Consider the following 17895-nt stretch of genomic DNA (forward strand, 5'->3'; position numbering starts at 1 on the left):
ATTAGGGGCGCGTCTCATCCGCGCAGCCCAAACCGCGAGCACGGCGCCGGTGGCGTCGGTGCTTCAGCTGTTCGGATCGCCCGATGACCTCAAATTCCGCTCGTCGATGACCTTGTTCGCCGCCGTGGCGGCCGATCCAACCGTGTTCGACGCGGCGCTTGCACGCTGGGGCCTTTCGCCTGATCCGTTGACCGCAGACCTTGTGTCGACCGCCAGAACGGGATCGGATCGTCTTTAATCAACGATCGGCCGCTTTACGCGGTTCAGGTGTCGATAACTGACAGAGCGCCGTCGGGCAGCGGCCGCTGCAGCGCTTTGGCCGTTTCCCACGGAGCTGTCATCCAGGCCTCGATCTCGTCGGACTGCGTCAGGATCACCGGCATGGCCTTGGGGTGCACCGCGCCGACCTCGGCGTTGGGGTCGGTCGTCAGGAAGGCGAAGACGTCGATCGTCTCCATGCCGGTCTTGATCTTGCGCACGCTGGTGTGGGCCCGAACGTGAATGCCGGCGAAGAAGGCCAGGGGCTCGGGCTCGTCTCCCGCGAGCTTAAACCAGACGGGTCGGTATTTGCCGGCGGCGTCTCGGCCAGGTTCGCTGAAGGCGGTGAAGGGCACCAGGCATCGGGATGCCGGCGCCAGATGTGGCCGCCAATGGCTGGACCGGGTGTTGCGGACGTTGGTCGTGCCGCTGTCGGGCTCGAACTCCAGAATCTTCTGGAAGTCGACCTCGCCGCCTTTGGCGCGCAGCTTGTCGGCGCGCTTCGTCGCATTGTCGAAGATCATCTTTTTGGACGACGGCAAGCCCCAGCGCGCCGAAGCGAGTATGCGCTCTGCGCCCTCCCAGCGCACGATCGGTGCCGGATAGTCAGGATAGATGTCGCCCGGCGCGAGGTTGCCGACGGTCGATCGCATCGCGTTCGCCGCATCCAATATGGCCTGGGGGCCGGAGCGCTGGCGGTACAGGTTGCACATCAGGCTCTGGCCTTTTTCAGAGCCGCAGCCAGGGATTTGCGCTCCGCCTCATAGGTCACCTCCGCCTCCTGACGCGCCTGGCTTAGCGCGGCCTGTTGTCCTTCGAAATCAGCCCTTACCGCCTGATGGCGTTCATCCAGATCGGCCAGCGCCGCCTGCAGCTTTTCAATTTTGGCGGCCTTCGCCTTGGATGGTCCCCGAGGTTTGGCGGGTTTGGCCTTGCCGATCTTGCCGACATCGATCGCGAGGCCCCTCTCGATGACCTCGCCAGGAGAGGCCAGGGCGGCCTCGTAATCCGGTCCGCCGGAAAGCTGACTGGCCAGGCCAGTTGCGAACAGATCCTGCTTTGAGCCCCAGGCCTCCAACGCTTTGGGTCGCGAGGTGGTGGCGACGGTGAAGGCATGAAAGCCGTCGGACCAGGTGAAGACCTTCAGCTTGGCCGCCATTTCAGTCGATCAGTCCGCGACGCTGCATGTCCATGATAAGGGGATCGGTGAGCGAAGCGATGACCTCCATGTCAAAGGCGTCCTCCGCTTCCATCTCATCCGCAAATGAGCGGGGCGGGTTTTGGCGCAGGGTTGAAAGCCGCCAGGACGACTGGACCACCTGCTGCCGCGCCAGATGTTCGATGTGTTGAAGCCGAACGCCGGCGCGTGATCTGACGAGGGTCTTGCGTGTCGCCATCAGTCGGTCCTCCCGGCCGAACCCTGACACGCAGGCCGGCGAATGTGGAGTCGCGACCGCGCATGGGACCAGTCTGAGTAAGCGCACGACTTGTACGGCACCCGATGGGGTCTGCCGTCCCCGACCGCGAAATTTGTTCCACCCATGGCCACGCTTGAAAATCTTCCATCTTTCATGAGCGCCTAAAGGCGAGCGAAGCCTAGCGTTCACACAAATCAAATCGTTGGCAAAAACGAATTCACCCCAAAGGGGCCGATAGGAAAATCATCCTGTGAGGGATGATGCACACATTACGCACACCTGCGTTGGGTCCAAGTCACTGTATTTTAACATTAAAACCCGGGCGCAAAATGGGTCACAAGTGACCCACAACATCGCTATGTCTATTTACCGCGTCTAATCAGTCAATTAAGTGGGTTGCTGACGATCCACCCCTAGGGAGAAAATCAGTGGTTACGCGACGCCCGCGCATACAAGCCTACATCGAATATGACGTTTACCGTCGGGCGGAAAATCAAGCCAAGCGGCTGGGAAAGACAATGAGCGAACACGTGTCGGACGCGTTGGTCGCTTACTCACCTGACATGACGGAGTGGTCTGCTAAGCAGGCCGGCTATCAGACAATGATGATTTTGAGCCTCACCTTGGCGATGGCGAAAAGAACGATGAGCGAAAGCGACATTCGGCAGGCAAGAGAAGTTGCGGGCCAAGCTGCCGAGATCGTGTTCGGTCGGTTGGGAGAACGTCCATTCCATCCCAGATCGGAAATCCCAGACGATATTCGTATGGCGGCCCTTTTTGAGGCTTTCAGATTTGACTGAGCTCAACGAAGCCCGACTGCTTCGCGAAAGGGCAGGGAGCCGCACCGAATAGCTGATCGGGCTGGCGTGTTCCGGCGGCGCATTCTCTTTCATTGCCATCGGATCCGCTTCTGGTTAAGCCGGTGTGTGTCATTGGCTGGCCGTGGCTGTGGTGGTGTGTTCTCGAGGCAATAGGCCAGTACGGCCTGGGGTACGCGGGTATTCGGCGAATCGGGCTCAGGACCGAAGTCGTCCTGCTTCATGCGCCAATAGCCGGGGCTGTGCTGCCAGGACCTGACGCGATGGAACCATTGCACCTCAGCAGGGGGCCGGCTTCTCAAGAACAGATCGTCGGCCGATGGCAGGTAGGCTTCCCAGCCTCGCTTCTCGGTGAGCCACGTATGGGCCGCCCCCATGAACCGCCCGTCTTGGTCCTTGGCGTCAGGGGAGGCCGCCACGAAAGCACCGACGGCGATCCGGAGCGACAGAGCAGGGGTTCCCTCGCTCACGATGCTGGCCACGGCTTCGCGGATCTTGGACTTGTTCGATCTGCTCGCCGAGCCCTTCGGCATCATCGCGAAAATGCGGTCGGCTTCGCTCTCCTCGTCACGAGACAGCGCAGCACTTCTTTCAAAGAGTTCTCTCAAAGGGTTAGGCGGAACTGGAGTTCCGGTCTCTCTGGAACTGGAGTTCCGGTCTTGAGGGGTAAGGGCGGAACTGTGGTTCCGGTCATGACTGGAACTGGAGTTCCGGTCTTTTAGGATCAGTCGGTACCTATCGGGCCGATGGAAACCTCCCGTCTGGATATCGAGATGCCCTTGGGTGTGGAGGATCTTGAGCAGCTTTCTGATCTGACGATCGGACACACCGGCCATCTCGCCGAGGGTGGCTTGGCTGGGCCAGGCATCGCCGGTTTCGCGGTTCAAGTGGCGGGCGATGCCGAACGCGACCGCGAAAACTGTGGCGCTCAGCTCACCATCATCCTGCACCTGCTCCAGCCACGCGAGCTTGTTGGCGGTGAAACGGTCAGACATGAGCAAGTCGCACCGTGAACGCTTGCGGAACAGAGTGTGGGGGATTTTGTGACGCGGTCCCTCCGGATTGTGTCGCACAGACCCTGTTTGTTCCGGTTCGTTGGCTCTTGCCGCAACGATGAAACGCCCCTAGAAGGCCCGTCCTACCTCGATGCGGATGTGGCGGAACTGGTAGACGCACTGGATTTAGGTTCCAGCGCCGAGAGGCGTGGAGGTTCGAGTCCTCTCATCCGCACCAAGACAAAAAAGGCCCCGGAGCGATCCGGGGCCTTTCTTTATTCTTGGCCTATCGCCCTTGCCGGCTACTTGAGGCCGATAGATGGGCCTGCCGTGATTGGTGCGACAGGCCCGGTTTGGCCCTAGCTGATCGGCGGCACGGGTGGCGGCGGGACGTCGCGGTCCGTTTCGTGAACCTCGACCAGACCACGACCCAGGTGGCTCTTGCGGTAGCCATACAGGAAGTAGATCACCAGGCCGATGCCGCCCCAGATCGGCAGCACCATCTTGGCGTCGTGCGGCAGGTTCCAGAACAGGAAGGCGCAGCCGAACGCCGACAGGGGCGCGAACACCCAGATCAGCGGCGTACGGAACGGACGGCGACGGTTCGGATCCTTGACCCGCAGCACCAGCACCGCGATCGACACCATGAAGAAGGCGAACAGGGTGCCCGAGTTCGAGATGTCGGCGAGTTGGCCCACCGGGAACAGGGCACCGGCGATGGCGACCGCGATGCCGGTGGCGGCGGTCACGATATAGGGCGTTTTCCACTTGGGGTGGATCTTGGTCAGGCCTTCCGGCAGCAGGCCGTCGCGCGCCATCACGAAGAAGATGCGGGTCTGACCGAAGATCATCATCAGGATGACCGACGGCAGGGCCAGCAAGGCGGCGGTGCCCAGGGCGTTGCCGATCTGGGGGTGACCGACGACACGCAGAACGTGGGCCAGGGCCTCGTTGGAGCAGACCAGCATTTCGGCGTTGGCGGGCAGGGTGCAGGCGGCGACGAAGGCGGGCGAGCCCGGCTGGACCGCTTCACCGGCGGCGCCCAGAACCGGCTGCGCGCCGATGGCGCCGGCGGCGCCGAGCGCGACCAGCAGATAGAAGACCGTACAGATGGCCAACGAGCCGATCAGGCCGATGGGTACGTTACGCTGCGGGTTCTTGGTTTCTTCGGCCGCCGTCGAAACGGCGTCAAAGCCGACATAGGCGAAGAAGATCGAGGCCGCGGCGCCGACGATGCCCATTCCCGAGTATTGGCCGAAGAGGCCATTGGGAGCGAACGGCGACAGGTTGGCCGACTTGATGACCGGCAGGGTGATGATGATGAAGACCGTCAAGGCGACGACCTTGATCGCCACCAGGATTGCGTTGACCCGGGCCGATTCCGTGGTGCCGACCATCAGCAGAGCCGTCACCAGCAGGGCTACGACGATGGCGGGAATGTTGACGATCCCGGCCGAGAAGTCAGGCGTGGGGATGAAGCCGTTCATCGACCAGGTCGGCCCGGCGGACAGGAGGTCGGGGAAGTCGAACTTGAACCCGTTCTCTATCAGCCCAAGCACATAACCCGACCAACCGACCGACACGGCCGACGCCGCCACGGCGTATTCCAGGATCAGCGCCCAACCGACCGTCCAGGCCAGCAGTTCGCCCATCACGGCGTAGGTGTAGGTGTAGGCCGAGCCCGAAACCGGGGCCATCGACGCCAGTTCGGAGTAGCAGAGCGCTGCGACCGCGCAGACGGCGCCGGCGATGACGAAGCTGATCATCATGCCCGGTCCGGCCTTTTGGGCGGCCGAAGCGGTCAGGACGAAAATTCCGGTGCCGATGATGGCCCCGATCCCCAGAAGCGTTAGTTGAATAGGACCAAGCGACCGGTGAAGCGACTTCTTCTCGGCCGTGGCAAGGATCGCGTCGAGCGACTTAACGCGCCACATAAAATACCCCCACGTTTTGATGCAGCCCCTCGGCTGCTTGGGGCGGACGCTAGCGACGGATGAGGCGGCGCGCAACGCGCATGACGGGGTGGTTAAGGCGCGACGACGCTTTCGTGATCACACGTCGGCAGGCTAGAGGCGACGCATGCTGCCCATCCACGCCGTTCTGGAACCGCTGAAAGTCGCCCTGAGCGCGGGCAATACGGCCGTGCTGGCGGCGCCGCCGGGGGCGGGCAAGACGACGGTCGTGCCACTGGCCCTTGTGGATCAGCCCTGGCTGGACGGCAAGGTGCTGGTGCTGGAACCGCGACGCCTGGCCGCACGGGCGGCGGCAGACCGGATGGCGACGACTCTGGGCGAGCAGCCGGGCGGGACGGTAGGCTATCGCACCCGACTGCAGAGCAGGATCGGCCCGAACACACGCATCGAGGTGATCACCGAGGGCGTCTTCACGCGAATGATTCTGGACGATCCGGGGCTGGACGGCGTGGGCGCAGTCTTGTTCGACGAATTCCATGAACGCAGCCTGGACGCCGACCTCGGGCTGGCGTTGGCGAGAGACACGCAAAAGCTGCTGCGCGAGGACCTGCGGCTGCTGGTCATGTCCGCGACGCTGGATGTGGTCGGGGTCTCGCGCCTGCTCGACGGCGCGCCGGTGATCGAGGCCGAGGGACGGGCCTGGCCGGTCGAGACCCGGTATCTGGGCCGCAATCCGTCCGAACGGTTCGAAGAGGCGGTGGCGCGCGCCTGCCTGACAGCGCTGGGCGAGGAGACGGGGTCGGTGCTGGTCTTCCTGCCAGGGCAGGGTGAAATCCATCGGGTCGCTCGGCTTGTGAACGAGCGGCTGCGGCTACCGAACATCGATGTCGTGCCCCTGTACGGCGGACTGGACCGGGCCGAACAGGACCGGGCTATCGAACCGGCGGCTGTGGGGCGGCGCAAGCTGGTGCTGGCGACCTCGGTCGCGGAAACCAGTCTGACCATCGAAGGCGTGCGGGTCGTGATAGACGGCGGCCTGTCGCGCGTGCCGCGATTCGAACCCTCCAGCGGTTTGACCCGGCTGGCGACGGTCAAGGTCAGCCGATCCTCCGCGGAACAGAGGCGCGGCCGGGCCGGGCGCACCGAGCCGGGCGTTTGCTACCGCCTGTGGGATGAGGAACAGACGCGCGGGTTGGTCCCGCATCAACGGCCGGAAATCCAGGAGGCGGACCTGACCGGGCTGGCCCTGGACCTGGCCCGGTGGGGCGCACGCTCGGCGGAGGGGCTGGCCCTGCTCGACCCGCCGCCAGCTGGGGCCATGGCCGAGGCGCGCAAGGTGCTGACACGGTTGGGTGCGCTGGATGCCGATGGCGGACTGTCGAAACACGGGCTGCGCCTGACGAAAATCCCGCTGTCGCCGCGGCTGGCCCACATGCTGGCTGTGGCGTCCGACGCCGGCAACGCGATGACGGGCGCACGGATCGCGGCGGTGCTGAGCGAGCCGGGTTTGGGCGGATCGAGCATTGACCTGGCGGATCGCCTGATCGGGCTGGAGCGCGATCGGACGCAGAGAGCGCGCGATTCGATCAAACTGGCGGAGCGCTGGGCGCGCGCCGCGGGCGGCGGATCGGGACGGACGATCGATCCTGGACTGCTGTTGGCCGAGGCCTTTCCCGAGCGGATCGCAAAGGCGCGGGGCAAGGCGGGTGAATTCCTTTTGGCTAGTGGGCGAGGGGCCGTGCTGGAGGCGACCGACCATCTGGCGCGTGAGCCTTGGTTGGCGATCGCCGAACTCGGCGGCGGCGACACGCGCGACCGGGTGAGACTGGCGGCGGCGCTGGAGGCGGACCAGATCGACAGCGATCTGGCGCGCCTGATCTCGACGGAGGACCGGCTGGCGCGCGAACCGTCGGGGCGCTCGGTGATCCGGCGCTCTCGACGCATCGGGGCCATCGTGCTGGACGAAAAGATCGTCGGCGCGCCGGATGCGAAGACCTTGACCGCCGCCCTTCGGGCCGAGATCGAGGCGGATGGGCTGAGCGCGCTGAAATGGGGCGAGCAGGCGTCGGGACTGCGCGCACGTCTGGCCTTCCTGCACGCGCGCGACACAGCCTGGCCCGACATGTCGGACAACGCCCTGCTGACGGCGCGTGAGGACTGGCTGTGGCCCCTGCTGGAAGGGGCGAAATCGCTGGATGGGATCGCTGACGGTCGTCTGGCCGAGGCCTTGCGCGGGCTGATCCCTTGGGACCTGCAACGCCGTTTGGACGAGCTGGCGCCCCCGCGTCTGGTCACGCCGTTGGGCTCAGCGAACATCGACTATGCCGCCGAGGGCGGGCCGCGCGTGGATATTCGGGTGCAGGAACTGTTCGGCGTGACGACGCATCCGACCGTCGACGGCGTGCCGTTGACCCTGGCCCTATTGTCGCCGGCGCGACGGCCGGTGCAGGTGACGAAGGACTTGCCGCGCTTCTGGTCAGGCTCGTGGGCGGCGGTGCGCGCGGAGATGCGCGGCCGCTATCCCCGTCATCCGTGGCCGGAAAACCCGGCCGAGGCGCAAGCGACGAACCGGGTCAAGCCGCGCGGCGCCTGATCGCCTTGACGCGGCGGGAGGGAAACGGGCATCGCTGGGACAACCGGGAGAAGAAGATGTCCGACGTCCTGCCGAAGAACTCCACCGGCCGCGTGCTGTTCGCCAGCCTGATCGGCACGACGATTGAGTTCTTCGACTTCTACATCTACGCAACCGCGGCCGTCCTGGTGTTCCCGACGCTGTTCTTCCCTGGCGAGGATCCGGGTACTGCGCTGCTGTCGTCGTTCGCGACCTTCTCCATCGCCTTCTTCGCGCGGCCCATCGGCGCCCTGGCCTTTGGGCATTTCGGGGACCGAGTGGGACGCAAGGCGACGCTGGTTGCGGCGCTGATGACCATGGGGCTTTCGACGGTGGCTATCGGCCTGTTGCCGACGCACCAGCAGGTCGGCCTGCTGGCGCCCTTGCTGCTGGCTCTTTGTCGATTTGGACAAGGCTTGGGCCTGGGCGGCGAGTGGGGCGGGGCGGTGTTGCTGGCGACAGAGAACGCGCCGCCCGGAAAGAAGGCCTGGTTCGGCATGTTCCCCCAACTGGGCGCGCCCATCGGCTTCATCCTGTCCACCACATCCTTCATCGTTCTGACGTCGACGATGAGCGAGACCGCGTTCGAGGGCTGGGGCTGGCGAATTCCGTTCCAGGCCAGCGCCATCCTGGTGTTCGTCGGCCTGTGGGTGCGGCTGAAGATCACCGAGACGCCCGAGTTCCAGAAGGCCGTGGATCGCGACGAGCGCGTGAAGGCGCCGGCCGTGACCCTGTTCGCCCATCACAAGGCGGCGCTGGTTCTGGGCACCTTCAGCGGCGTGACGACCTTCACCCTGTTCTATCTGATGACCGTCTTCGCCCTGGGGTGGGCGACGACAGGGATGGGATTAGCCCGGGCCGATGTCCTGCCCATCCAGCTGATCGGCGTGCTGTTCTTCGCTGCCTTCATCCCCGTGACAGCCTTGCTGGCGGATCGATACGGGCAGGTCAGGGTGCTGATCGCCTCGTCCGTGGGGATCGGCCTGTTCGGCTTTCTGTTCGCGCCGCTGTTCGGGGGCGGCCTCAGCGGCCTGCTGATCTTCTTTGCGCTGGGGTTCGCCCTGATGGGCTGCACCTATGGCCCCATCGGTGCCGCCATGGCGCGGCCGTTCCCGACGGCGGTGCGCTACACCGGCGCGTCGATGGCCTTTAATCTGGCGGGCATCCTGGGCGCATCACTTGCGCCCTATGTCGCGCTGAAGCTGGCCGAGCGATTCGGGCCGGGAGCCGTCGGCGGCTATCTGGCGATTTCGGCCCTGGTCACCATCGCGGCCCTGTGGGGCATGGGCCGCGTGGCGCCGGAGGAGAAGCGCTAGGCTTCATCCGTCGCGGCATAGACCATGATGCCGGTGGCGATAGCCAGGTTCAGGCTGTCAGCGCGGCCGCGCATCGGGATCTTGACGTTGACGTCGCAGGCGGCGGCCAGATCGTCGGTCAGGCCCGCCTGTTCATTGCCCATCAGGATCAGCGACGGCCGTTGCATGACGGATGAGCGGTGACTGACCTTGGCGTCGAGTCGTGTGCCGACGACGCTGCCGGGCCAGCGCTTGCGCCAGGTCAGGAAGGCTTCGGGCGTCGTCTTGGTGATCGAAACGGCGAAGACCGAGCCCATGGTCGCGCGCACGGCCTCGACCGAATAGGGATCGACGCAATCGCCGATCAGAATGACTCCGCCGCAACCGGCCGCGTCCGCCGTGCGGATGATGGTGCCCAGATTGCCCGGATCGCGCACCTGCTCCAGCGCGACCCAGCAGGGAGCCGAGGCGGGGTTCAGACTGTCGAGAGGGGCATAGGCCTGTTCGAACACGCCGAGCACGGTCTGCGGATTGTCGCGGCGGCTGATCTTTTCGAGGATGGCGTGGGTGACGACGATGATATCGCCGCCGGCCTTGAGCGTGGCGGCCTTGGCGCGGTCAAGCAACGGATGGGGACGAGCGCCCTCGCCGACCAGCAGCATCCGGGGCGCGCGTCCTTGGTCCAGCGCCTCGCCGATGAACTTCAGGCCTTCGGCCAGGAAGGTGCCGGTCAGGTCGCGTTCCTTGCGCATATGCAGGGCGCGGACGCCCTTGACCGTGTCGTTGGTCAGGGAGGTGATAACGCGTTCGGTCATTGGCTCCACCGCGCGAAGAAGGACAGGCCGATGGCGCGGGCGTCTGGGCCGTCTTCGGACAGGGCCAGTTCACCCCAGTCGACCCGGCCGCCGCGATCCTGGGTCGCCTCGACCATCAGATGCGCCAGGGACAGGCCGGAAACGCGGGCCGCATAGGCGTTCAGCAGCAGGAAGTCGGCATCGTCCGCCAGCAGAGAGGCGCAGTCCTTGAGCAGGCCCGGCATGTCCTCGAACAGTCGCCAGACTTCGCCCGTAGGGCCGCGCCCGTATTTGGGCGGGTCCAGGACTATGCCGTCATACTTCGAGCCGCGACGAACTTCGCGCGCGACATATTTGCGCGCGTCCTCGACAATCCACCGGATCGGATGTTGGGCCAGGCCCGACTGCTCGGCGTTCTCTCGGGCGTAGGCGACCGACTTCTTGGACGCGTCGACGTGAGTGACCTCGGCGCCTGCGGCGGCCGCAGCCAGACTCGCGACGCCGGTATAGCCGAACAGGTTCAGTATCTTCGGCGCGCGGCCGGCCGAACGTGCGAAGTCACGCACCCGTCCGTCCAGCCATTCCCAGTTGGCCGCCTGTTCAGGGAAGAAGGCGAGGTGGCGGAAGGGGGTGAAGCGGCCGGTGAACTTCACATCGCGCCATTTCAAAGGGAAGGCGTCGATGGGGCCGTGCTTGTCGAACCGCCAGCGACCGCTGTCTTCCTCTTCCTGCTGCGGATCGAACGTCGCTGTCGCGCTTTCGAAGGCTTTCGGATCGCGGGGCGACCAGAAACACTGCGGCTCGGGCCGAACGACGGTGTAGCGGCCGTACCGCTCCAGCTTCCTGCCGTCGCCGCTGTCCAGCAGGGCATAGTCGGACCAGCCGAAGGTCACGAGCGTTTCGGGAGTTTTGGAAAGGACGGGCGCCATCGTCGGGCTGATAGGCGCTCAGGCCGCCTCGCGTCCAGCGTCCAGCGCCACGACCGTCAATTCCGGCATCTGATCGTCGCGATCGTGCGGGGTCTTGTCCCAGACGTGCGGTTCGACCGCCAGCCGCCAGGCTGCATGGACAAAGGCGAGGCTGAGCAGCGCCCAGTATGCCGGCGCAGCCAGCACATCGCCCAGCCGATAATCGAGCCCGGCGCGTCGTGCTCCGACCGCGCAGCTCTTCCAGGCGGCGATGACGCCCAGGGCCAGCACGCCTAGCGAGCCTCCGGGCAAAGGCGGCAAGACGCCGGACAGAGCCCAGACGGCGATAGCCAGAACCAGCCAGGCCAGCGTCGGGGCATGGGCGGCCGCCGAAAGGATCGCCGCGCCCAAAGGTCATGACCAGCGACAAGATTCCGCGCCGGCCCAAGGCGTTGGGACGCCGCGTATGCACGCCCCAGGTCTGCATATAACCCTTCAGCCACCGGGCGCGCTGGGGCAGCCACCGGTCCATCGCGCCCGGCGGCGTCTCCCACGTCGGACTGTCGATGACGCCGAGCTTCCAGCCCATCGACCACAGGCGAAAGCCCAGGTCGGCGTCCTCGGTGACATTGTGCGCATCCCAGCCGCCTGCGCCACGCAGCGCCGTCATGCGGATGTGATTGCTTGTGCCGCCAAGCGGAAAGGGCAGGCCGAGCCGCGCCATGCCCGGCAAAGTCACTTCGAACAGGGCCGCATATTCAAAGGCGAACTGCCGATCCAGAAACCAGGAGCCAGGCTTGCCGGATCCTCGGATGCGAAGCGGCGCCTGAAGACAACCCAGCCGGGGCTGGGCGACGAAACGCGCCGCCGCCTGGCGAAGCTGTTGCGGATGCGGTCGGTCCTCTGCGTCATAGATGGTGACCAGATCGCCCCGCGCGTGACCCAAGGCGTAGTTCAAAGCACGCGGCTTGGTCTGGGGGCTGCCCGGCGGTGCGATCAGGATTTTCAGCCACGGCGGTTTGGGCGTCGCCTGGGCTGCGGCCAGTGTGACCTCATCATGCGCCTCCAGCACGATGAACGCCTCCAACCTGTGCGCCGGATAGTCGATCCGGCCGAGGTTGGCGATCAACTGCGAGGTCACAGCCGCCTCATCATAAAGCGCCGCCAGAATGGTGTAGCGCGGCCATTCGATCGGACGCGGAACAGGCGCGGGGCGTCGCAGGCTGGCGATACCGATGACGGCCTTCCACAGCGCGCACACAACGAACGCGGCTTGGAACAACACCAGGGCGACGGTGAGAGCGGTTTGGGGCCAGCGGATTAGCGCCACGGCGGATGTCAGCGTAAGCAGGATCAAGGTCGTGACCTGGAAACCGCTCCACGTGCGTCGTGAGGCGCCATTTCTGCGGGGCCTGATCCCCGGATGCGCCCAATCCTTCACCGCATCCGCCCCCAAAGCGCCACAACCCCTAATCGCTATTTCAAACAACCTTGTTCTGCAAGTCGGTTGGCGTCCGGGACGGATTGTCGCTATTCAGGGCGCCTCACCCGGAGCAGCGGCTTGTCTGAACTTTCGAACGCCTCGCGCACGACCCGAAAGCCCAAGGGCGAAGGCCATTCACGCCGGGGCGAAATCCTGGCGGCGGCCGAGCGCATTTTCGTCGAACGCGGCTATGAGGGCGCGACGATTCGTAAGATCGCGGACGAGGTCGGGCTGTCATCGACGGCGCTCTATATGCATTTCCCGGACAAGGGCGCGATCCTGCAGGAAATCTGTCGCGACGCCTTCGCCCGTCTGATCGCGTCGAACGCCGCCGTCGCCGATGAGGCCGCGCCGCCCGAGCAGCGGCTGCGGCGGATGATCGAGGGGTATATCGACTTCGGTTTCGCCCATCCCAACGCCTATCGGCTGATCTATCTGACACGGCCGGTCGAGGCGCGAGAGGGCGCCCAGGACGCGGCGCGCGAACTGGGCTCCAGCCTGTTCACGACATTGGAAGCCACCGTCTGCGACGCCGTGACGGCCGGACGCATGAAGGGGGATCCCGCAACGATCGCCCAGGCGATCTGGGCTGCGGCGCACGGGATCGTGTCGCTCATGATCACCAAGCCCTATTTTCCGTGGTCGGATCGACGGGCGTTGGTTCGCACGACCCTGGACGCCCTGTTCGCCGGTCTGATCGAAGGATGAAGCATATCTGCGTCGCCTTGGCGGCTCTTGCGTTCAGCAGCACGGCTCAGGCCAGGCCCTTGCGGATCATGGCGCTGGACCAGTGCGCCGACCAATATGTGCTGGCTCTAGCGCCGGATTCAGACATCGCATTATCGCCGCGCGCCGACGATCCTGACGCCTGGCTGCGTCAGCAGGCGGTCGGTCACAAGCGTTTGCGTCCGACGCTCGAGGCCGCCGTGGGTTTTCAGCCTGACGTCGTGGTGCGCTACTGGGGCGGCGAATTGCGCCTGCTGTCCGCGCTGACGCAGCGCGGCGTCAAGGTGGTCACAATCGATGATGCGATTGATCTGGAGGGCGTACGACGGAATATCCGGACTGTGGCGCGGGATCTGGGACAGGCTGAGCGCGGACAGGCGTTAGAGCGACAGATGGACGGGAAGTTGGCCAAAGCGGCGCCGGTGAAGCGCGCGGCTGAGGCGCCGGGGGCAGTCTATCTGACCTCGGGGGGCTTCACCGCGGGGCCAGGCACGCTGATCGATGCAATGATGCGGGCGGCCGGATTTTCAAATCTGTCGGCCGCGCCCGGTTTTGGCGCACTCAGCGTCGAGCGGATCGCGATGAATCCTCCGGTGCGATTTGTGCTCGGCTTCTTCGATCAGCTGCGCGCCGACCTGCGCGGACCGGGGCGGCATCCGGTTGTCGCGCGAGCGGCCGAGGGTCGAACGGCGGCGCGCCTGCCCGCCGCGACCTTGACCTGCCCGGCCTGGTTCGCCGCCGATGCGGTTGAGATGATGGCCAAGGGGCGGCCGTGAACAGAACAGTTCGGCTGTGCCTGGTTCTGACCGGATTGATCGTCGCGGCGCTGGCCTTAGCGGTGCTGGCCGGCGAGACGGCGTTCAGCGTCGATCAGTATGCGGCTGCCTTCAGCGATCCGACATCCGGTCCGGCCGAGGTGCTATGGCAGGTGCGAGCGCCGCGCGCGGTCTGCGCCCTGGTCGTCGGCGCGGCCCTGGGGTTGGCAGGCGCGGTGATGCAGGGGCTGTTGCGCAATCCGCTAGCCGATCCCGGCGTACTGGGCGTGTCGGCGACGGCGGCCCTGGGCGCGGCGCTGGCGATCGTCCTTGGCGCTGCGGCCGTGCCGGGACTCGTCGAGGTGTCGGCCTTGGCGGGCGCGGCGCTGGCGGGCGCACTGTTGATCGTGGCGTCCAGGGCCATGCGGGCGCCCGAGGCCCTGATCCTGTTCGGAGTGGCGGTGTCCAGTTTCGCAGGCGCGGCGACAGCCTTGATCTTCAACCTGTCGCCGTCGCCCATCGCCTCGGCCGAGGTCATGTCCTGGCTGCTGGGATCGGTGCAGAACCGAAGCTGGGTCGATGTGGCCTGGGTGACGCCGGCCGTCATCGTCGCGGGGGGCTTTGCTGCCTTGTCGGGCACAGGTCTGCGGATGCTGACCCTAGGCGACGACGGTGCGGCGGCGTCGGGCTTGAATATGGGACGGTTGCGGGCCTTCGCCCTGATCGCGGCGGCCCTGGCAACAGGGGCGGCCGTGGCGGTGGCGGGCGTCATCGGGTTCGTCGGCCTGGCGGCGCCGCATCTGGTGCGCGCGGCGGTTAGCGGTGATGCGAAGCGAATTCTGGCGCCCTCGGCGCTCGCCGGCGGGCTGATGCTGATCGTCGCGGACCTGTTGGCGCGACTGACGCCGACGGATCAGGAGCTTAAGCTGGGCGTGTTCACCGCCCTGATCGGCGCGCCCCTGTTCGCTCTGATCGCCTGGCGCGCAGCGCGGGAGTGGCGGCTGTGAGCCTGTTGTCGCTGCAGACGGTTCAAGCACGCTTGGGCAAGGCCATTGTGCTGGACGGGGTGAGCCTGTCGGTCGCGGCGGGCGAGGTCGTGGCCCTGTGCGGACCAAACGGGGCGGGCAAGAGCAGCGCCATCCGCGCGGCTGTGGGCCTGCTGGAGACGACCGGCGGACAAATCAGGTTGGGCGGCGCGGACATCGTCGATCTGTCCCATCGCCAGCGGGCGGAACGCGTCGCCTATCTGCCGCAGGACCGGCGCATCGCCTGGAATCTGCCGGCGGTGGAGGTGGCGGCGCTCGGCGCGCCTTTCCTGTCAGGCGCGGATGCGCTGATGCGCGCGCGAGCCGCTCTGGACGAAGTCGGCGCTGGTCATCTGGCGGACCGCGGCGTTGCAGAGATGTCAGGCGGCGAGCGTGCCCGGGTTCTGCTGGCGCGAGCCCTTGTCGTCGATGCGCCGCTGCTGTTGGCCGACGAGCCGATCGCGGGGCTGGACCCGGATGCGCAGCGTTTGGTGCTGGAGCGCCTGAGGGCGCGTGCTGGCGACGCGGCAGGGGTGCTGGTCAGTCTTCACGACCTGACCTTGGCTGCAACCGTGGCGGATCGCATCGTTGTGCTGGATCGGGGACGGGTGGTCGCCGACGCCCCACCGATCCAGGCGCTGTCGCCCGCCGTCCTGCGCCAGGTCTTCGGGCTGGACGGCGAGTGGATCGAGGGGCCGAACGGGCCGCTGCTGGCGGCCCGCCGGGCTCAGTAGGCGATATAGGGCCGCGCGCCGGCCGCCGATCCGCGCGAGATGTCGGCCGAGGGCGTCAGCGGCGCCGTGCCGCCGTTCAGGCGCGCCTTGTAGACCGCCATGTTTTCCATCACCCGCATCATATAGTTGCGCGTCTCGGTGAAGGGCGCGCACTCGATGAAGTCGATGGTCTTGATCGCATCGCCGCGCGGGTCGCCGCATCGGGCGATCCACTGGCTGGGGCGGGCCGGTCCAGCGTTGTAGCCAACCGTCGCCAGGAGCATGGAGCCGTTGTTCGCGGCCATCAGCTCGCCGAGGTGATAGCTGCCCAGGGTCATGTTGTAGTCGGGATCCCACAACTGCTCGGCGGAATAGCTCATGCCCAGACGGCGGGCGACGCCGGAGGCGGTGGACGGCAGGAACTGCATCATGCCGCGCGCGTCGGCGCCGGAGCGGGCGCGGGGATCGAAACTGGATTCCTGACGCGTGATCGCCTGGGTGAACTCCAGCGGTGCGGCGCCGGCGACCTGGGGCGGGACGCGGACGGGATACATCCGCTCGGGCATGACGAAGCCCCGCTGGCTGGCGGCGCGCCCCACCATCATGGCGGTGAAGCCTTCGCCATAGCCGCGCGACAGGTCCATCAGCAGGGCCAGGTCGTTGATGGTCGGCAGGTCATTGTCCAGCTGATAGGCGAAAACGCGCAGCAGGCTCATCTCGCCGGTCTCGCCCAGAATCCGCGTGGCGCGGACGATCTCATTGCCTTCGAAGCGGGCGATGTCCGCCTGTGAAGGCACAGGTTCCCCCGGCAGCTGAAGGGTGGTCAAGCCCGCCTTCTCGGCCGCTAGCTGACCGTAGAAGGTCTGCCAATGCTGGGCGCCGTTGCGATAGTAGGCGAGGGCGGCGTCGCGTTCGCCGCGCGCCTCGGCGGCGCGACCCAGCCAATAGTAGGCGCGGCCCTGAGTGATCGGCGTGGATGAGGCGGTGCGCAGAGCCTCGAAATGGCGGGCGGCGACCTCGGGCTGGTTCAGCTTGGTCAGGGCGACCCAGCCGGCGAAGAATTCGGCGTCCACCATCCGGTCGCCCGAGGTGAAGCCGTGGCCGTTCATGGCGTCATAGGCTGCGCGCCAGTTGCCCTGTTGCAGGGCGTCGAGGAAGTAGTTGCGGCGCTCGCTCCACAGGGTGTTGTCGCCGGTAGTATGGCCTGGCGCCGGCGGAAGATTGGCCAGCAGCGCAAAGCCTTCGGACTGGCGATTTTGCGATCGCAGCAGGCGAACACGCTCCAGCACGACCGCCGGATCGGCCGCCTGGGCCGGCGTCAGATTGGCGATGACGGCGTCGGGGCTGTAGGCCAAGCGAAGGGTCATCACCGTGTTGGCGATGGCGGCGCGATCGGGCGAGACCAGATTGATCATGCTACGCGTCGCCGGTCCGTGCGGACCTAGCAGCAGCATGTTCAGCCGCGCCTCGTGATCGGCGGGCGTCAACCAGGAGCCCCATTGGCTGAGGATACGCGACTGCGGCGCGTCATCGAAGGAGCGGGTGCGCCACCAGTCGCGGACGAGGGCGCGGGCCTCATCCTGGCGGCCGCGCTGCTGCAGCGCGGAGGCGTAGGCGATGGCCCCCTCGACCGTCGTCGGCTTTCCGTCAGACATTAGGGCCAAGGCGGCGTCCGCGCCCATGCCGGACCGGTCCAGCACCTTTTCGGCGGCGGCGCGTCGCGATTCGCCGCGCGGCCATCCCGCCAGATCGGCCTGACCGCGCGCGAGGTCCGAGTAGGGCAACTGCTCGCCCGAGGTGTCGATCAGCGCCCATTCGACCAGCTTGCGAGCCGAGGCGTCCCTGATCTGCGACATAGCGGACTGGGCGCCGAACACATCGCGCGCACGGGCCGCCGCCAGCCCCTGACGAAACAGCGCCGTGTCCTGATCGCTCAGCACGCGGCCCTGATAGGTCGCCGAATAGCCGGGGACGGACGAGGACGCCGAAGCATAGGGCACAGGCTGGGTAGGCAGGACGTCCTGCGGGTTCGGCGCAAGGACGGCGAGGGCCGCCGCCAGACTGGTCGCGATCATGATCTGTCCTGTTCCCATTCAATCCCGGTTGCGGCGGAGCCGCTGGCGACCTAACGTCCCGCGCTCATTGCAAAGGCGATGAACATCCGTCCATCGTCACTCCCCACG

The 17895-nt window shown here is 66.3% G+C and carries 17 protein-coding genes, 1 tRNA gene and 1 pseudogene; 9 read left to right on the plus strand and 10 right to left on the minus strand.

Features of this window, described 5'->3' with window-relative positions; genetic code table 11:
• Positions 1–238, plus strand: a 238-nt coding sequence (locus tag ASF81_RS14290) for a DUF1810 family protein (protein ID WP_156363295.1), incomplete at its 5' end; no start/stop codon positions are given.
• A gap of 25 nt (positions 239–263) precedes the next feature.
• Here the strand turns inward: ASF81_RS14290 and ASF81_RS14295 are convergent.
• Genes ASF81_RS14295 through ASF81_RS14305 form a run of 3 tightly spaced genes read right to left on the minus strand, consistent with a single transcriptional unit; the run spans position 264 to position 1655 of the window.
• Positions 264–971, minus strand: a complete 708-nt coding sequence (locus ASF81_RS14295) for an SOS response-associated peptidase (RefSeq protein WP_055809857.1) — start codon at positions 969–971, stop codon at positions 264–266.
• Positions 971–1417: a hypothetical protein gene (locus ASF81_RS14300; protein ID WP_055809859.1), complete on the minus strand. Its 447-nt coding sequence runs from the start codon at positions 1415–1417 to the stop codon at positions 971–973. Before ASF81_RS14300 ends, ASF81_RS14295 begins: the two co-directional genes overlap by 1 nt.
• A 1-nt stretch (position 1418) precedes the next feature.
• The gene (locus ASF81_RS14305) at positions 1419–1655 is read right to left on the minus strand and encodes a hypothetical protein (RefSeq protein ID WP_055809862.1); all 237 of its coding nucleotides are present in this window, start codon (positions 1653–1655) and stop codon (positions 1419–1421) included.
• 539 nt (positions 1656–2194) lie between these two features.
• On the opposite strand from ASF81_RS14305, the gene ASF81_RS14310 reads away from it, so the two are divergent.
• Positions 2195–2476: a hypothetical protein gene (locus ASF81_RS14310; protein WP_055809866.1), complete on the plus strand. Its 282-nt coding sequence runs from the start codon at positions 2195–2197 to the stop codon at positions 2474–2476.
• An 89-nt stretch (positions 2477–2565) separates the two neighbouring features.
• Here the strand turns inward: ASF81_RS14310 and ASF81_RS14315 are convergent, their stop codons facing one another.
• The gene (locus tag ASF81_RS14315) at positions 2566–3489 is read right to left on the minus strand and encodes a helix-turn-helix domain-containing protein (RefSeq protein ID WP_055809869.1); all 924 of its coding nucleotides are present in this window, start codon (positions 3487–3489) and stop codon (positions 2566–2568) included.
• Positions 3490–3642: 153 nt separating this feature from the next.
• Here ASF81_RS14315 and ASF81_RS14320 point away from each other — a divergent pair.
• A tRNA-Leu gene (locus tag ASF81_RS14320) sits at positions 3643–3727 on the plus strand.
• Between the two features lie 121 nt (positions 3728–3848).
• Here the strand turns inward: ASF81_RS14320 and ASF81_RS14325 are convergent.
• A complete protein-coding gene (locus ASF81_RS14325) occupies positions 3849–5423 on the minus strand; it encodes an amino acid permease (RefSeq protein ID WP_055809872.1) in 1575 nt (524 codons plus the stop codon).
• A 145-nt stretch (positions 5424–5568) separates the two neighbouring features.
• Between ASF81_RS14325 and hrpB the strand changes: the two genes are divergently transcribed.
• Positions 5569–7995 (plus strand): ATP-dependent helicase HrpB, encoded by a 2427-nt coding sequence (hrpB, locus tag ASF81_RS14330; RefSeq protein ID WP_055809874.1) that lies wholly within the window; start codon positions 5569–5571, stop codon positions 7993–7995.
• A gap of 56 nt (positions 7996–8051) precedes the next feature.
• Entirely contained in the window at positions 8052–9329 is a 1278-nt protein-coding gene (locus ASF81_RS14335) for an MFS transporter (protein WP_055810065.1), read from the plus strand.
• Here ASF81_RS14335 and ASF81_RS14340 read toward each other — a convergent pair.
• The 4 genes and pseudogenes from ASF81_RS14340 to ASF81_RS15505 all read right to left on the minus strand — a co-directional run.
• Positions 9326–10123 (minus strand): RNA methyltransferase, encoded by a 798-nt coding sequence (locus ASF81_RS14340; RefSeq protein WP_055809877.1) that lies wholly within the window; start codon positions 10121–10123, stop codon positions 9326–9328. The genes ASF81_RS14335 and ASF81_RS14340 overlap by 4 nt on opposite strands.
• Entirely contained in the window at positions 10120–11031 is a 912-nt protein-coding gene (locus ASF81_RS14345) for a class I SAM-dependent methyltransferase (protein WP_055809880.1), read from the minus strand. Before ASF81_RS14345 ends, ASF81_RS14340 begins: the two co-directional genes overlap by 4 nt.
• Positions 11032–11049: 18 nt before the next feature.
• On the minus strand, positions 11050–11421 hold the full coding sequence (locus tag ASF81_RS15500; protein ID WP_235559385.1) for a hypothetical protein: 372 nt from the start codon (positions 11419–11421) through the stop codon (positions 11050–11052).
• A gap of 118 nt (positions 11422–11539) precedes the next feature.
• Positions 11540–12451: pseudogene (locus ASF81_RS15505) on the minus strand (glycosyltransferase); the annotation flags it as partial.
• Positions 12452–12571: 120 nt separating this feature from the next.
• On the opposite strand from ASF81_RS15505, the gene ASF81_RS14355 reads away from it, so the two are divergent.
• From ASF81_RS14355 to ASF81_RS14370, 4 genes are all read left to right on the plus strand, one after another.
• Positions 12572–13201 carry a TetR/AcrR family transcriptional regulator gene (locus tag ASF81_RS14355; RefSeq protein ID WP_055809882.1) on the plus strand — a complete coding sequence of 210 codons (630 nt, stop codon included), beginning with the start codon at positions 12572–12574 and terminating at the stop codon, positions 13199–13201.
• Positions 13202–13269: 68 nt separating this feature from the next.
• Entirely contained in the window at positions 13270–13995 is a 726-nt protein-coding gene (locus tag ASF81_RS14360; protein WP_255353895.1) for an ABC transporter substrate-binding protein, read from the plus strand.
• Positions 13992–14981, plus strand: a complete 990-nt coding sequence (locus ASF81_RS14365; RefSeq protein ID WP_055809894.1) for an iron ABC transporter permease — start codon at positions 13992–13994, stop codon at positions 14979–14981. The genes ASF81_RS14360 and ASF81_RS14365 overlap by 4 nt, the downstream gene beginning before the upstream one ends.
• Entirely contained in the window at positions 14978–15733 is a 756-nt protein-coding gene (locus ASF81_RS14370) for an ABC transporter ATP-binding protein (protein ID WP_055810067.1), read from the plus strand. Before ASF81_RS14365 ends, ASF81_RS14370 begins: the two co-directional genes overlap by 4 nt.
• Here the strand turns inward: ASF81_RS14370 and ASF81_RS14375 are convergent.
• Positions 15727–17787: a lytic transglycosylase domain-containing protein gene (locus ASF81_RS14375; RefSeq protein ID WP_200932983.1), complete on the minus strand. Its 2061-nt coding sequence runs from the start codon at positions 17785–17787 to the stop codon at positions 15727–15729. The two genes, ASF81_RS14370 and ASF81_RS14375, sit on opposite strands and share 7 nt — an antisense overlap.
• Between the last annotated feature and the right edge of the window lie 108 nt (positions 17788–17895).

Source organism: Brevundimonas sp. Leaf168 (assembly GCF_001423685.1).
Taxonomy (GTDB): domain Bacteria; phylum Pseudomonadota; class Alphaproteobacteria; order Caulobacterales; family Caulobacteraceae; genus Brevundimonas; species Brevundimonas vesicularis_C.

Excerpts from the sequence above, each read along its gene's own strand:
- ASF81_RS14375 (WP_200932983.1), bottom strand. The coding sequence starts at position 17,787 with ATGATCGCGACCAGTCTGGCGGCGGCCCTCGCCGTCCTTGCGCCGAAC.
- ASF81_RS14345 (WP_055809880.1), bottom strand. The coding sequence starts at position 11,031 with ATGGCGCCCGTCCTTTCCAAAACTCCCGAAACGCTCGTGACCTTCGGC.
- ASF81_RS14295 (WP_055809857.1), bottom strand. The coding sequence starts at position 971 with ATGTGCAACCTGTACCGCCAGCGCTCCGGCCCCCAGGCCATATTGGAT.
- ASF81_RS14310 (WP_055809866.1), top strand. The coding sequence starts at position 2,195 with ATGAGCGAACACGTGTCGGACGCGTTGGTCGCTTACTCACCTGACATG.
- ASF81_RS14340 (WP_055809877.1), bottom strand. The coding sequence starts at position 10,123 with ATGACCGAACGCGTTATCACCTCCCTGACCAACGACACGGTCAAGGGC.
- ASF81_RS14315 (WP_055809869.1), bottom strand. The coding sequence starts at position 3,489 with ATGTCTGACCGTTTCACCGCCAACAAGCTCGCGTGGCTGGAGCAGGTG.
- ASF81_RS14325 (WP_055809872.1), bottom strand. The coding sequence starts at position 5,423 with ATGTGGCGCGTTAAGTCGCTCGACGCGATCCTTGCCACGGCCGAGAAG.
- hrpB (WP_055809874.1), top strand. The coding sequence starts at position 5,569 with ATGCTGCCCATCCACGCCGTTCTGGAACCGCTGAAAGTCGCCCTGAGC.
- ASF81_RS14360 (WP_255353895.1), top strand. The coding sequence starts at position 13,270 with ATGGCGCTGGACCAGTGCGCCGACCAATATGTGCTGGCTCTAGCGCCG.
- ASF81_RS14300 (WP_055809859.1), bottom strand. The coding sequence starts at position 1,417 with ATGGCGGCCAAGCTGAAGGTCTTCACCTGGTCCGACGGCTTTCATGCC.
- ASF81_RS14305 (WP_055809862.1), bottom strand. The coding sequence starts at position 1,655 with ATGGCGACACGCAAGACCCTCGTCAGATCACGCGCCGGCGTTCGGCTT.
- ASF81_RS14335 (WP_055810065.1), top strand. The coding sequence starts at position 8,052 with ATGTCCGACGTCCTGCCGAAGAACTCCACCGGCCGCGTGCTGTTCGCC.